The sequence below is a fragment of the Carboxydocella thermautotrophica genome (assembly GCA_003054495.1).
Lineage (GTDB): Bacteria > Bacillota.
This window is the reverse complement of sequence record CP028514.1, coordinates 1,690,423-1,704,951: the sequence shown is the minus strand read 5'-3', so window position 1 is coordinate 1,704,951 and position 14,529 is coordinate 1,690,423. Positions and strand designations below refer to the sequence as shown.

At 47.9% G+C, this 14,529-nt stretch carries 8 protein-coding genes; all 8 read left to right on the top strand.

Annotated features, from left to right (window positions below; translation table 11 throughout):
• The first annotated feature begins 58 nt into the window (after positions 1-58).
• The 8 genes from CTH_RS08580 (at position 59) to CTH_RS08545 (ending at position 14,516) form a co-directional block, all read left to right on the top strand.
• A complete protein-coding gene (locus CTH_RS08580; protein WP_078666568.1) occupies positions 59-1,075 on the top strand; it encodes a cytochrome c3 family protein in 1,017 nt (338 codons plus the stop codon).
• Positions 1,076-1,214: 139 nt separating this feature from the next.
• A complete protein-coding gene (locus tag CTH_RS08575; protein ID WP_078666567.1) occupies positions 1,215-3,704 on the top strand; it encodes a hypothetical protein in 2,490 nt (829 codons plus the stop codon).
• 137 nt (positions 3,705-3,841) lie between these two features.
• A complete protein-coding gene (locus CTH_RS08570; RefSeq protein ID WP_107753561.1) occupies positions 3,842-9,145 on the top strand; it encodes a cytochrome c3 family protein in 5,304 nt (1,767 codons plus the stop codon).
• A 299-nt stretch (positions 9,146-9,444) separates the two neighbouring features.
• Positions 9,445-10,179: a cytochrome c biogenesis ResB family protein gene (locus tag CTH_RS08565; RefSeq protein ID WP_078666565.1), complete on the top strand. Its 735-nt coding sequence runs from the start codon at positions 9,445-9,447 to the stop codon at positions 10,177-10,179.
• A gap of 4 nt (positions 10,180-10,183) precedes the next feature.
• Positions 10,184-10,987 carry a cytochrome c biogenesis protein CcsA gene (gene ccsA / locus CTH_RS08560; protein ID WP_242952078.1) on the top strand — a complete coding sequence of 268 codons (804 nt, stop codon included), beginning with the start codon at positions 10,184-10,186 and terminating at the stop codon, positions 10,985-10,987.
• Positions 10,988-11,005: 18 nt separating this feature from the next.
• Positions 11,006-12,202 carry a LuxE/PaaK family acyltransferase gene (locus CTH_RS08555; RefSeq protein WP_078666563.1) on the top strand — a complete coding sequence of 399 codons (1,197 nt, stop codon included), beginning with the start codon at positions 11,006-11,008 and terminating at the stop codon, positions 12,200-12,202.
• Positions 12,203-12,300: 98 nt separating this feature from the next.
• A complete protein-coding gene (locus tag CTH_RS08550) occupies positions 12,301-13,254 on the top strand; it encodes an NHL repeat-containing protein (protein WP_079906236.1) in 954 nt (317 codons plus the stop codon).
• Between the two features lie 17 nt (positions 13,255-13,271).
• On the top strand, positions 13,272-14,516 hold the full coding sequence (locus CTH_RS08545) for a cytochrome c3 family protein (RefSeq protein WP_079906189.1): 1,245 nt from the start codon (positions 13,272-13,274) through the stop codon (positions 14,514-14,516).
• Positions 14,517-14,529 lie beyond the last annotated feature (13 nt).

The window sequence follows — 14,529 nt, the reverse complement described above, 5'->3', positions numbered from 1 at the left end:
CTGCTGGAAAGCTAATTATATCTTATCTAAAGTAATATTTAATAGGAGGTGAACGCTTATGAAGAAGCGCATGTTATTTGTGCTGGCAGCTCTTTGCGCTCTCTTCACGGTGCCGTCGGTAGCATTTGCTATCAACTACTCAGGGCCGGTAACTCACGGTAACTTTGCCGGGAACTCCAAAGGCTGTGCTGACTGTCACGTAACCCACGGTGCTTCCGCAGCCAAACTGTTAAAGGGCGGTACCAACCAGACTGAATTTTGTTTCGTTTGCCATGGTAATGCCGGTATCAGCGGTTTTGATGTCAAAAATGGTAAGATCCAAACCGAGGACGGCACTACCTGGAATCCTTCCTGGGCCGGAGGTTTTGATCAGGCCTACGATTTTGGTGGTTCTGGAACCTATAAAGCTGTTACTTCTGTGCATAACGTAGAAAAAGACTCTGGTTCCACCAATATGCCTGCCGGTGTGGGCAACGGATTCCAGATTCCCGGCGGTTCCGGAACTTTGGCTGACAATTTCCGTTGCGGCTCCTGCCACAACCCCCATGCTGGCGGTACCTATGATAACACAACTTATACCAGCAAAAACCCGCGGTTACTGAAGAAGGCACCGTTGGGTGTGGATGTCCCCTACATGGGCCTATGGACTATCAGCAACACAACTAATAATACCGGTACTAACAGGGTAACCCAGTATGGTACAGGTATCAACGCCTGGTGTGGTGCCTGCCATGGTGTCTTTAATACTGAAGGTGTAGCTGGTTCTGGTCACACTGCTGATGTCAATGGCAAATATCGTCACGCCATGGGTGTACTGGTATCACAAACTACCCACCCCGAATGGAATCCTGGTCTGGATAGTGATGATGGAATTGCTCTTGACTCTGCTGGCAAGCTGAACTGCTTGAGCTGCCACCGGGCTCATGGTTCTTCTGCCACTACTTCCAACGGGTTTATGCGTTATGCAAGCTATAATGGTCAAGCCCAAAGCACCAGCTCTGTTCTGCTGCGTCTGCCTGAGCGGGATGTCTGCTACAGTTGCCATGGTGCTGCTCAGTACAACAAGCCTTCATAAATCGAGCTGCTAGCAGCAAAATCGACACCTCCACTTGCGGAGGTGTCGATTTTTGTCGGTAAAAAACTGACAGGTTTTGCAGGAATTTTATAAAAAATGATAGAATTAATTATCTGAGTTTTTGTAAAGGAGGTGTACTATGAGCAGAAAGGCTTTAATGTTTGTGCTTTTTTTGTTCTTCTGCATTGTTAGTCCTGTTTATGCAGCCGAAGATTGCAGTCTGTGTCATGGGCAAACGATCAGCAACTTTACTTTACCGCCGTTGAGCCGCACGTCTGAGTGTGCGAGCTGTCACAACAGCGGGGCCCATGCTACCTGGAATACTGTGCTGGTGCCTAATGCAGGCTATTTTAGTACCATGGATGCGGTTTATAGTTCCGCACAACAGCTGCACCAGCTGCATGCGGGGGATAACCTGCAAGCTACTACTTCTTCCTGTAATAAATGTCATGGTAACGTATCCTGTACCATGTGCCACCAGAATGTTGGCCACGCCAACCATAGCTCTACCCGGTATGCTGCGCTGACCCAGCCTGCAGCCATCAAAACCTCGTATACTAATGTGTCTCTGAGTTGCTGGACTAGTAACTGTCACCAGAATTTGCCCACGGTAGTCAGGAAGAGGGGAGATAATAGTGACCTGTGTTTAAATTGTCACACAATTACCGTTAGTACAGGACATGGTGATGTAACTGGCAAGCATACACTGAATTTTGCTGCCACTTTTCCGCAACAGGATTGCAGTCAGTGCCATCTTAACAATTTAATGGATGAACACGCCCGTCGCCGTGGGACAGATGGAAATTTACTTACTTGCAGCTCCTGTCATAATTCTCAGCGACAGGAAGTAAAGGATGCAATAAAACAAAATAATATCCGATGTGATGCGTGTCATACGTTGCATGGCACCGATGTAAGCAGTTATCATCTGACCAATTTTGACGGGGTATCAACAAACTGTGGCAATTGCCACCAAGCTAATTTGACAGGTGAACATATCGGTAAAAAGGATAGGCAGGGAAATAGCATAACCTGCAGCACCTGTCATGATAATACCAGTGCTACAGTTCAAACGGCGATTGCCCTGAACAATACCCAGTGTACAGGGTGTCATACACCGCATGTCAACCCGACAGTTATGTTTGAGCAGGCGCCGATGAACAAGGCGGCGGTATGTTATAAGTGTCATAAAGCGGGACACAACACCAGCTATCTTGATCCCGGGGGTGCTGGCTGGTTCCAGTCGGCCGCCAGTGTAAATTCACAACCAGCAGTTTTACACTCTGTTCACCGGGGCGATAACTTACCAGCAACCACCAGTAGCTGTCAAAAATGCCATTTCACTGTTGCCTGTCAGGCCTGTCACATAGATCTGACCCACGGCAGTCACAGTTCCACTCAATACCAGGGGCAACAGCTAAGAGTTGCTAATGGGACATCTATTCTTGTCCTGCAGGAAAACTGTACCAACAGTAATTGCCACGGCGTACTGGGTAGTGTAAAAAGACTTCGAGCTGATGGCAGCCAGCTATGCTTAAACTGCCATAACTTTGATATGAATGGACAGGGAGATATTAATGCTCTCCATCAAGTATTTGTTGCCGGGAGTAATTGTACCCAGTGCCATCAGGCGACTCTGACAGGTGAGCATGCGGCACGAACTGACCGCAATGGTCAGGCCTATGATTGTAACCTCTGTCATGGAGCCAGCGTTCCTGCCCCAGTTGCTGAAGTAGTAAGCAGTGGGAATGTTAACTGTTCTGCCTGTCATAGCGGACACGCTGAACAGTACCAGAACTATCACCTCGCAGATTGGTCGGGCTATAGCAGCTCGAATTGTTCTGAATGTCACAGTAATGATTTACTAACCCAGCATACCGGCAAAACCTGCGATACCTGTCATAAATCCAACCAGGCGACAGTACGCCAGGCAGTTCTTGCTGGTAATGCCAGATGTGATGCCTGTCATACAGTTCATGGTAACCTCTCCGGAACCCACGTTATTACCTATCAGCAAGGATCTGACTGTGTAGTTTGCCATAAAACAGATATATCTGAAGAACATCTTAAAAATCTGACCAGCCTGGGCAAGACCAATTTATCCTGTGAGAGCTGTCATCAAAGTAGCAATCCCGCCGTGCAGGCAGCTATTGCTACAAGAAATAATGATTGTTCTGCCTGTCACTCAACAATCCATCAGCCAGCAGGCCAGGCATTTTCAGAGGGCCAGGTTAACAAAAGTGTAACCTGCAAGATCTGTCATTATGTTGGCCATGGCAATGTAAGTGTTATGCTTCCGGAAGGCAATTTTGCCACTACTAACTCCTTAAACCTTACAGCGGCAGAAATCCACCGCTGGCATAACGGTGATAACCTGGCGGCAACAACTTCCCTATGTATGCGCTGTCATGCACAGGCATCCTGTAAAAGCTGTCATAGTACTGTCAATCATGAGCAGCATGGACAGGTTGGGGCCAGGGCCGAATTTAGAGCTAGTGGTGCTAGCTATAGCTTAGTACCTCTTAGTTGTAACAATTCGGCCTGTCATGATACAGGTTACAGTATTAGACGTGTCAGACCGGATAACCAGAAACTTTGCCGTAACTGTCACAGTTTTGATTATCAATAAGATTTTTGTTCCGCCAGTAATGGCGGAATTTTCTTTTTAATTGCAGGAATTTATTAACACATGTCGAATAAAAAATATTGAGAAGGAGGTGAGAAGGTTTGAATGTGAATAACATCACTAGCAGAGGAGGTGAACGGATGGTGGTCTCAGCATTGAGACGAAAGCTGCCAGGAATAGTACTTTGTTTAATGTTGCTGGTTGCGATGGTTTTTCTATCCGGTCGGGCTGAAGCGCAGTCCAGCAGTGATTGTGCCCTTTGCCATCAGTCGACGGTACAAAATTTTCAACTTTCTCCGCTAACCAAAGGCAGTAACTGTGCTGTCTGCCATATGTCGGGGGCACATGCCAGCTGGCCGACGGTGCTGGTCGATGGTGTGGGTTACTTTACCGGGACACTGGCTCTACAATCCAGTGCCAGCTATCTGCATAATGTCCATGCTGGTAACAATCTTCAGGCAACAACTAGTGCTTGCATGCGCTGTCACAGCAATGTGTCCTGTGATGCCTGCCATAATAATGTGACTCACATCAGCCATAGTTTGACCAAATACTTGCCTCAGAATAATTATGCTGCTGATGGGAAGACTTACAGTCTTAAGACATTATCCTGTTGGACATCCAATTGTCATGGCAATCTTCCCAATGTGGTTCGCAAACGTTCTGATGGCAGCGATCTATGCTATAACTGTCACAGCACGGGTTTAACTGGCCATGGCGATATTGATGCCAAGCATCAGACAGTCTTGCCCGATCAGCTAAACGGTTCGACTGGACCCATTTCCCTTAACTGTGGTCAGTGTCACCTGGATAAACTCAACCAGGAGCACGCTGGTAAAGTCAATGACTGTGCCAACTGTCATGGTGATTCAGTACGGACCGATGTAAAAACAGTAGTAGATGCAGCTAAAGCTACTACTGATCCGGTTGCAGATTTGGCTGCCAAACAATGCTTTAACTGTCATGTCAATCCGCCACTGAAGCATCAACCTGCTCATACAGCCGACAATGTTACCAACACACCTGCGTTGCATAGTGATTGCAATACCTGTCATAGCCAGACGGATTTGGCGGGCACAGTGAAAACACTGGCAACATCCAACCAGGACTACAGTTGTTTTGTCTGCCACAACGGGAGCCGTTCACCGTTGCACAAGGCCGTATTCAGCGGCAATAACCAGGAATATGACTTACCGGCAATGCATAGTGCTTGTGCAACCTGTCATGGCAATCCCGCTGTGAATGACAAGATCAATAGCCTGGCAGCAACCAATCCTGCTTCGGCCTATTCCTGTAATGAGTGCCATAGTGGCAGTATGCAACCCAAGCACAGTGCTGCTTTAACTTTCGGTGGAGCGTCTCTTGATACTGTTGGTTTCCATCCCAGCTGCACTACCTGTCATGGTAACGCTCAGGTAACAGCTATTATTCCGCAGCTAAAAGCTACGGCAGGAAGCTACCTGTGCACTGACTGCCATAATGGCAGTGTAGCTTCTATTCCTAAACATCAGGCAGAACCTGAAGCTGGAGCAGCAACTCTGGATACCACCCAGTATCACCCTGATTGTGCCACCTGTCACGCCAACCCGGCAGCTCAGGCTAAAGTCAGTGGGTTGAAACAGGCTGGTAGCTATCAGTGCTGGAGCTGTCACGATGGGGTAGTGGCACCGACGGCTACCCATAAAGCTACCCTGGATCAGACGGGGGTAGCTTATGAAACCCCGAAAATGCACCCCAGCTGCAATACCTGCCACTTGAGTACTGACAGTAATGTTAAAACCCAGATTAAGGTTCTGGTTGGTCAGACCAGTTACAATTGTAGTGCCTGCCATACTGGTAGCATGGCACCGCGCCATCAGGCCTTGCTGGAGGCAGGGGGAACTCTTTACAATACAGCCAGTTTCCATCCTGATTGCACTACCTGTCATGGCAACCAGCAGGTAGTCAACAACATTTCAGCTTTGAAGACTAAGAATCCCTATTATTGTCTGGATTGCCACAATGGCACTGTGGCACCTCAGCCTTACCATCAGGCCAGGTTTGACAGCAATGGTCAGGCTCTTTCTACACTAACATTCCACAGTCAGTGTGCTACCTGTCATGGCAATACAAATGCGAATAACACTATTAGCCAGTTAAAGGGTACCAGTGGTTACCTGTGTACAGAGTGTCATAATGGTACTGTGGCGGCAAATCCCAGTCACCAGGCGCGTTTTGATGCTAACAGCAGTCCCGAATCGACGGTTACTATTCACAAGGATTGCGCAACCTGTCATACCAATACGACAGTTGCCCCCATCATAGCTCAGCTGAAAGGGACTTCTGGCTATCAATGTTCGGAGTGCCATGGTGATATCAGCAGTAAGCACATAACCACTATCTCTACCTATCCTATTGATTGTACCTGGTGTCACTCCACCAGCCTGGTGGATACTCACCTGAAACCGACTATTACATTAAACGGTACCTATACCTGTAATACCTGTCATGGCACAACCAGTCCGGTGAACAGCCAGGTGCAACTGAAATTGAAACAGTGTACAGATTGCCATAATGGTACCAGCGTTCAGGCACCGCATCCGAGCGAACAGTACGTGCCCAGACATGTTAACAAGTTCCCGGCCTTCTTGCCGGAATATGCTCCGGATTGTGGCAGCTGTCATAACAAGCAGTTCATCAGCTTGCACAATGATGTACAGCCTCCTGTCGGACCGGTTTCCTGTGACGTTTGTCATACCAGAACAACTTATAAACCTATAGTAACTTCTTTGAACACTGATTGTTCTGGTTGTCACCAGGCGACTATGGTTGATCGGCATACCACACCTCATAACGTAGATACCGCCAAATACCCCGTAGCTGGAGATTGCCTGAAATGCCATGGTACTGCAGGCAATAACTTACTGGCAGTGCATAAGGCCAAGTCAACCAGCACAGTTACCTGCAATACCTGTCACGGCTCCAGCAGACCGGAAGTGCAACAGGCTATAGCTAACAACAATGTCAGCTGTGATGCTTGCCATAGCGGTGGTACCGGGCACAAGCATCCGGTTAACAGCTTCGAAGCTCAAGAAGAGGTAAGCTGTAAAGCCTGTCACACAACTGACCAGGCTACAGGTTCTACTGAGCTGGCAAAACTGCACCTGGATCGGGGCCTGTCCTGTGCTACCTGTCACAACCCGACTTTTGAAGGCAGTGTGATAATCAAAGATGGTGCCATCAATGTACCCTACTGCAGTAGCTGCCATGATGGTACTAAGGCACCAGCACGGCATACCAGCCCGGCGCCAGGTCATACTGCCAGTGGTTATGGCGCCTTGACCAGCCTGGATGGCTACAGCTGCACCAACTGTCATAGCACCTTGAAGGTAACTGAGCTGCATAAGTCCAAAGGCTGTAATACCTGTCATGACAATCCGCAAAGCCCGATCTTTGCCACTGCGCAGCAGGTGATTACCAGCAACTGGAGCAGGAATACCGGAACTAAGACCGGTTACGCCTGTGATAGCTGCCATGGCACCGTGCATGGGTCCTGGACGATACTGCATACCTCCAGTTATGTGGCCAATCCGCCCATGAACTGCGCTGATTGCCACAAGAATTACCTGCCTGAGGAACACTTGAAGGCACTGCAAACATCCAGTGGTATTGCTTATGAAGTGCAGCGCAGTAGCGATAATGTTAACTTCGTCAAGGTGGGAACTACTACTGGTACTACCTTTAGTGTGGGCAGCCTGAGTCCCAACACGACCTATTACTTCCGGGTACGGGCCTATGATGCTGCGGGTAATTATTCAGGATTCAGCTCTGTGGTAAGTGCTACCACTAAACCGGCACCGGTTACCGGTATAACCAAGAATCCGGGAGCTGCTGAATATGCTAGCGGCAATAATGGCGACAGTGTATCCGATACAGGTATCAGGTCACTGAGTCCCACTGCCTTGACCCGGATTACCGATAATAAAGATACCTTCTATTCCACCTCTGATGTGGTGGTAAAAGAAGGGAGCAACAGTGACCAGTGGCTATATGTACGGTTACTGGAAGATGCTAAGAACTACACTGCTATAAAGCTACAGGTACGGGCTTCCTGGAAGAGCACTGATAGTGCTGGTAGCATCGTGATCTATCCTTATAAGAGTGACGGTAAGAGCATCAACACTACCTCAGCCGTAACTTACAAGATCACCAATCCTGCCGCCAAAGGGACCTATGCTGATTATGTCATTGATGTGACTTCAGCAGCCAGCACAATGCAGAATTTTGGCTGGATGAAGTTCCGCATCAAGACTGGCAGTGATGGGACTTACAAAGAAGCGGCCATCAGTGAAGTGCGGTTCTTGCTGAGCAGCGGTACAAGTACGGAAAGCTCTGTCACTACACCCAGTACTACAGTTGCGCCGGTAACTGGCAGCACTGATACCCAGCCTCCGACCGTACCGGGCGGACTGACTGCTACGGCTGTCAACTCAGCCCAGATTGATCTGAGCTGGAATCCTTCCAGTGATAACAGTACATCTGGCACCGGCTCCTGTGCGGTCTGTCACCAGAGCACCCGGACCGAGGTTCAGACTGCTATTACTCAGGGAAAAGTTAACTGTGATGCCTGCCATACCATCCATGCGGATGTTAACACCGTGCATACCAGTACCTTTGTTGACTCTCCGCAGTGGGATTGCAGCAAGTGTCACAGCAATGTACTGAGCGTGGAGCATCAGAACCGCGGCTTCACCTGTGCTACCTGTCATAACAGTACCCGTACCGATGTGCGGACAGCTATTAGCAGCAAGAACACTAAGTGCACTGCTTGCCATGTGGTACACACTGATTTGACGACACCGCACCTGACGGGAATCTTCCCGACAGTCAGCACCAGCGACGACTGTCTGAAATGTCATACCGGTCAGGCGGCGGAATTTGCTACGACCCAGGCATCCTATCATGCCATTTTGGGAACCAGTAAAGCTAGCGGTTGGGGTGGCTACATTGGCGGCTATACTGCTACCAGTCAGTTGACCTGTAAATCCTGTCACGGGCCTACGACTCCTGGAGGCACTACAGCTTATGCCAATATCCTGCCCCGGACCTGGACCTATACCTCAGGTTCCAATGATAAGAACATGCTTTGCTATATGTGCCATGATTATGGTACTTATGGCGGCGGTTCCAGTACCTACAAGACCGGCTTCAGTTCCGGTGGCGGTTCCAAGAACCTGCATAATTTAGGAGATCACAAGAAGGGTGGCTACTTGCAATGTACCTGGTGTCACAGTGCTGTGCCCCATGGGGTCAATCGTCCGCATCTGATGGTTCTGACAACCGATCCTAAGCCGTACAGCAGTGGCGCAGTATTGTATAAGTTTGTTGATGCAGCGCCGGGTAATTATAGCAAGAGCAATTGTGGTTCTAATAGCTCCTTGTGTGGAGACCATAAGGGTTACTAATTGGCTTTCTGGTACCGGGCCAGCCAGGCCCGGTACCAGCCCTTATTTCAATTCCGTCATTGAGGTGTAATATGATAAGTAAACTGGGGCGATTCTTGCGGTCAGTCTCTTTAGCAGCAGTTGTTATGTTTTTAATGTTAGGATACAGCATAATGGCCATGGTTCTTAATCAATCACAACTATTTCGGCATCCGGTATTTTTATTTTTAGGTCTGGTTTTCCTGATTAATTTATTAGCCTGTACTTTGTTTCAAAGTCGAAAATTACGGTGGTCAGCACCGTTAGCAATATGGGGGTCTGTGATTTTTCACTGGGGATTAATTTTTGTAACTTGCGGGGCGCTACTCAGTTTTGCTTATAAAGTAGAAGGTTATCTGGTACTGGGGGAGGGCCAGGAAAAGGCTTTAACACCTACTGCTTTTTCTGTCCTGGAAACCGGTCGCTGGCAGCGTCAGTGGCCAGGATGGAACCTACAGTTATTGGAACAGAAGCGGCACTGGCGAGCCGATGGAACTCTGGCTTACACCAGTTCCCTGGTAATGGTCAAGACTGAACGGGGAGAAGAAGCAGTATGGATTGAAAAAGGGCAACCACTAATCATTGGAGATTGGCGTTTCTTTCATTACGCTACGGGTTACGCCCCGGGTCTGGTAGTAAAAAAAGATGGTGAATTGGTGGGTGCTTTCTTATTGCCGGCAGAAAAAACAGATGAAAATGAGCAGGGATACAGAATTAAGCTATTAGAGATATTACCTGATTTAAAATTGAGCGGGATCTTTTATCCAGATGAGAAAAACAAAAACTCGGAAAAACTGATAAATCCCATGCTGATCGTGAAAGCCGGAGAAGAAGTAGAGCTTCGCCCCGGGCAGGTAAGGAATTTAGGTCCCTATCAGCTGGAGTTAGGGGAGATCAGAGCCTGGGTGGGTTTAGAAACAGTTTATGATCCTGGAGCCAAAATTGTCTTTGCTGGTTCCTGGTTAGCGACGGCAGGATTGGGCCTCTGGTTTACTGGCAAAAATCGAAGGAGGTGAGCTGGTGCTCAAGACACAACTGATTTTGCTCTGGGTAAGTGTTTTCTTTTATGTTGTAGCAGCTTCACTGACAATAGCAGGCTCATGGTTTAGCAAACCAAACTGGCGGCAATGGAGCTATGTTGTAGCCTGGCTGGGATTGGTTCCTCAGACGGCGGCATTGTTGTTGCGCTGGTATCAAACCGGGCATTTTCCTTACTGGGGCACTTATGAAGTATATACCTCTTATGCCTGGGGGGCTGCACTATTAATTCAATTATTTTCGATGCTGGTACCGGCGGCGAGAAGTATAGTGGGCTGGTTATGGCCAGTGGTGTTTTTGATGATAGGCCTGGGCGCAATGGGGACCAAAGAAATTGAGGAAATACCCAGAACTTTTTATACTTTCTGGCTGGGAGTACACATTTTTTTCGCTAAACTATCATACGGTTCTGCCCTGATTGCTGCCGGACTTGGTGGGGCATTTCTCTGGCGAAGGAAAACAGCGGATCCGGCGGAGCTGGAAAGATTGGATCGTTTAAATTATAGCGTTTCCGGGTTTGCTTTTATTATGCTGGGAATTATGATTCTTTCCGGATCCATCTGGGCCTATAAGGCCTGGGGAGCTTACTGGCGCTGGGATCCGATTGAAACCTGGGCCCTCATTTCCTGGCTGGTTTATGGCATAGCCTTGCACCTTCGTTTTTCCTGGGGATGGCGGGGAGTCAGGGCAGCCTGGCTCAGTATTGCGGCTTTACTTTTAATCCTCTTTGCCTTTTTCGGCATTCCGCTGTTTTATCCCACTGCTCATGAGCATTTAACCTATTAAAATAAGGGGGAGAGCAAGATGGAATTAACAAAATGGGCTGAAGAGCTGGATGCGAAGGTGGCGGCATTTATTGCCCGCAGCTGGGAGCAGGAAACTAATGAGGCTGAGTTTAATGCCCTGGCGCTGGAAATCTTCGCTTACCAGTTTGAGGCAAACGACTATTACCGCAACTTATGTGAACAATTGGGCAAATATCCTGGTCAAATCAGCCACTGGAGCCAGATTCCGGCGATTCCTACCCAGGCTTTTAAGGAGTCGGTAGTAGCCAGCATCCCGGTAGAGAAGAGTGAATTGGCCCTGTTGACCAGTGGCACTTCCGATCCCAATTTGCGGGGAAAAATTTTCCGGGACCGGTCCAGTCTGGCCAATATCATCCAGGCTAATGCGTTGCTGACGAAAAAGTACTGTTTTCCTGATCGGGATAAAATGACCATGGCCATGTTGATCCCACCGCCGGAACAGGCCCCAGGGATGGCGATGGCTTTTGGTCTGGCCCAGTTGGTGAAAAATTATGGCAAGGAAGACAGTCGCTATTTTATTTCTACGCAAGGGCTGGATGTGGATGGGTTACTGACCTTTTTGCAAGATGCGGTAAAAGGTCAAGAACCTGTAGCCCTGGTGGGTGCTACATCGGGCTTTGTCCTCTTCTTTAACCACTTGCGCCAGCTGAATCTGCGGCTGGAGCTGCCCGCTGGTTCCAGGGTTCTTGATGGGGGTGGTTATCAGGGCACCTTTGGGGCTATGACCAGAGAAGAGTTTTATCAGAACTGTCAGGAATTCCTGAGCGTGCCTGCATATATGTGTGTGAATGTCCTGGGTATGAGTGAAAGTGGTACCAATTATATCGACAATGTCCTGGCGGAAGTATTGCAGGGACGGACAAATGTGGAAAGACAAAAAATTACTCCTCCCTGGACCAGGACAGTTGTGGTTGGATTGCGTACCGGGCAGCCTTTACCGCCAGGGGAGATCGGGCTAATCCGCCACTATGATTTGACCAACCGGGCCACTGTACTGGCTGTACAGACTGATAATCTGGGCTATTTGACTGCAAATGGATTTGAAATAATAGGGCGTGCTGAACAGGTCACCTCAGTGAAGGATTTTGCTCTCGGGTTAGGACACCGTTGTTCCACGGTAGTAGATGGAATGCTGGCCCACTCCCATGCCTGTTCGACAGTAATGGACCAGATCTTGAAAAAAGCCGGAGTTTAATCCGGCTTTTTTGTTTTTGTGGCAGGAAAAGTAAAGTTTATGTCGAATAATGTAGTAAGGTAAATTGTGAACTAAATTACATCCTCGAGGTGGCAATTATGACTAAAACTATCAGCCGTGATAAACTAGTGATCATCATACTAACGCTGATTATAATCAGCATGAGCATATTCTTTTATTTCTACCTGACTAAACAAAACCCACTGGAATCGATTACGCAGCCAGTGCATTCATTGCCCCAGGGATTGTTTGCCTTTGGCAATGATAAACAAACCGGACTGTTAAAACCCCTGGGAGTGGGGGTTGATGGCAATAAAATTATTGTTGCTGATTCTGCCAAACACAGGCTAGTTTGGTTTGATCGCAATGGAAAAAAGTTAAAAAGCGTTGGCAGTTTTGGTAACGGCCCCGATAAATTTAATTACCCAGTAGCTGTTGCTGCTGGTGCTGGTAAAATTTTTGTTGCTGATTTGAATAATAATCGGATTGTAGTACTTGATAAGGAAGGGAAATACCTGGAGTCCTGGCCCAGGGATAGTAAAAACAATCTTCGTCCGGTGGCCCTTGCATTAAACAGTAAAGGTTTATTATATGTATCAGATCTATTAAGTCAGCAAGTACTGGTTTTAGATGAACAGGGCAGGGTGGTTAAAAGAATCGGAGAACCAGGTTCGGGTGAGCGAGGTTTATCCTATGCTAACGGGATAGCCCTAAATGAAGATGAGAGCTTGCTGATAGTGGCAGATTCCAACAATGGACGCTTGCAAGTTTTCAATGCGGATAACGGTAAACATGTAAAGACCATTAAGGAAGGAATAGGGTTTGTACTACCGCGGGGAATTACCTTTGACCGGGAAAGAAATGCCTGGATTGTAGTGGATACGATGCAACAGGCTGTGATAGTTTTGGATGCTAATTTTAAACTGGTCGGACAGATTGCTGGCTTTAAGGAAGGAGATCCTTTTCGCTTTCCCAATGGGGTAGCGACTGATGGCACAGGCAGAATTTATATAACTGACCGGGAAAATGACCGGATTGTAGTCTTGAAATAGAAAAAGGAGGGGTTGTTATGGTCAAGATAATTAAATATAGTACAATCACGGCCATAACAATCCTGTTGCTTCTGTTCCATACTATTCAGGCCTGGGCGGCAATTGACCCGGAAGCAACAATCCGGTTCACCGGGATGGTAGGAGGCAATAACCAGGAAACAGTCTACTGGACCAGTGTAACTGGGGCTACCAGCTACACTTTGAGCCGGACTGCCGACGGGACCACCTGGACTACTTTGTATACTGGTCCGGCAACACAATATGCGGATACTGGAGTGGAGAATTATCGCAATTACTATTACAAGGTGACAGCGACGGATGGTACTACTACTATTGAGTCTCCTATCGGGAAGGCATTTCCCCCTAATACCAGTCCCCATGACTACTATGATCAAAACTTAGGGGCATGTGCCAGTTGTCATGTTACCCACGCAGCCGAAGGCCCCAAACTTTTGACACAAAAAACAGGAACCCGTACCTGTCTGGTTTGTCATGATGGCACTCAGAGTAAGTATAATGTCTTAAATGGCACAGTTACCCTGCCAGGTTCTGTACTTGCTCCTACATCCAGTGGGCCTTTTGGTACTCTGCCACCTGCCAGCAATACTACTGCTGAGGTTTATGCTGCGGTATATTACGATTACAATGGCAGTGCTGCTATCACTGCGGTACCCACTTCGGTCCACAATGTCGGGACCCCCCATGGGGAGGCACCAGGGGAAATGATTTATGACTCATTTTTCATGGCCAGGCAGCTGGATTGCACTAGTTGTCACAACCCTCATGATAATGGTAATTATCGGTTGTTAAAAAGCTTGGTAGGGTCAAGTAGTGGAGAACAAACTAACGCTATTATTGGCTACGCCGTAACCGATACTGGTACCAATCAGGAAATACCAAAATATGTGAGTGGTACTGTATATTTCTGTGGTACCTGTCACAGTGACTTTAACCAGAAAGCCGGGAGTGGACATCGTTTGGCCAAATTTACCGAGCAAACAGGCTATGACTTGAATGCAAATTCCATAGATTTTGTTATGCATGCCGTAAATATTCCTAACAGTTACAATGGTTTGACACCGCGAGGAAATTATCCGTATGAAAATGGCAATCTGGTGGTCTGCCTGACCTGTCATCGCGCTCATGGCACTACTGTGGTTGAACAAAATATTACCAGAAGTGGGCGTTTATCTACCGCTTTAAAACGCGCCCCTGGTATGGTGATCTGTGAGGATTGCCATCAGAAAACTGATAATCCCTAAACCTGAGCGGAGA

Excerpts from the sequence above, each read along its gene's own strand:
- CTH_RS08570 (WP_107753561.1), top strand. The coding sequence starts at position 3,842 with ATGGTGGTCTCAGCATTGAGACGAAAGCTGCCAGGAATAGTACTTTGT.
- CTH_RS08550 (WP_079906236.1), top strand. The coding sequence starts at position 12,301 with ATGACTAAAACTATCAGCCGTGATAAACTAGTGATCATCATACTAACG.
- CTH_RS08545 (WP_079906189.1), top strand. The coding sequence starts at position 13,272 with ATGGTCAAGATAATTAAATATAGTACAATCACGGCCATAACAATCCTG.
- CTH_RS08580 (WP_078666568.1), top strand. The coding sequence starts at position 59 with ATGAAGAAGCGCATGTTATTTGTGCTGGCAGCTCTTTGCGCTCTCTTC.
- CTH_RS08575 (WP_078666567.1), top strand. The coding sequence starts at position 1,215 with ATGAGCAGAAAGGCTTTAATGTTTGTGCTTTTTTTGTTCTTCTGCATT.
- CTH_RS08555 (WP_078666563.1), top strand. The coding sequence starts at position 11,006 with ATGGAATTAACAAAATGGGCTGAAGAGCTGGATGCGAAGGTGGCGGCA.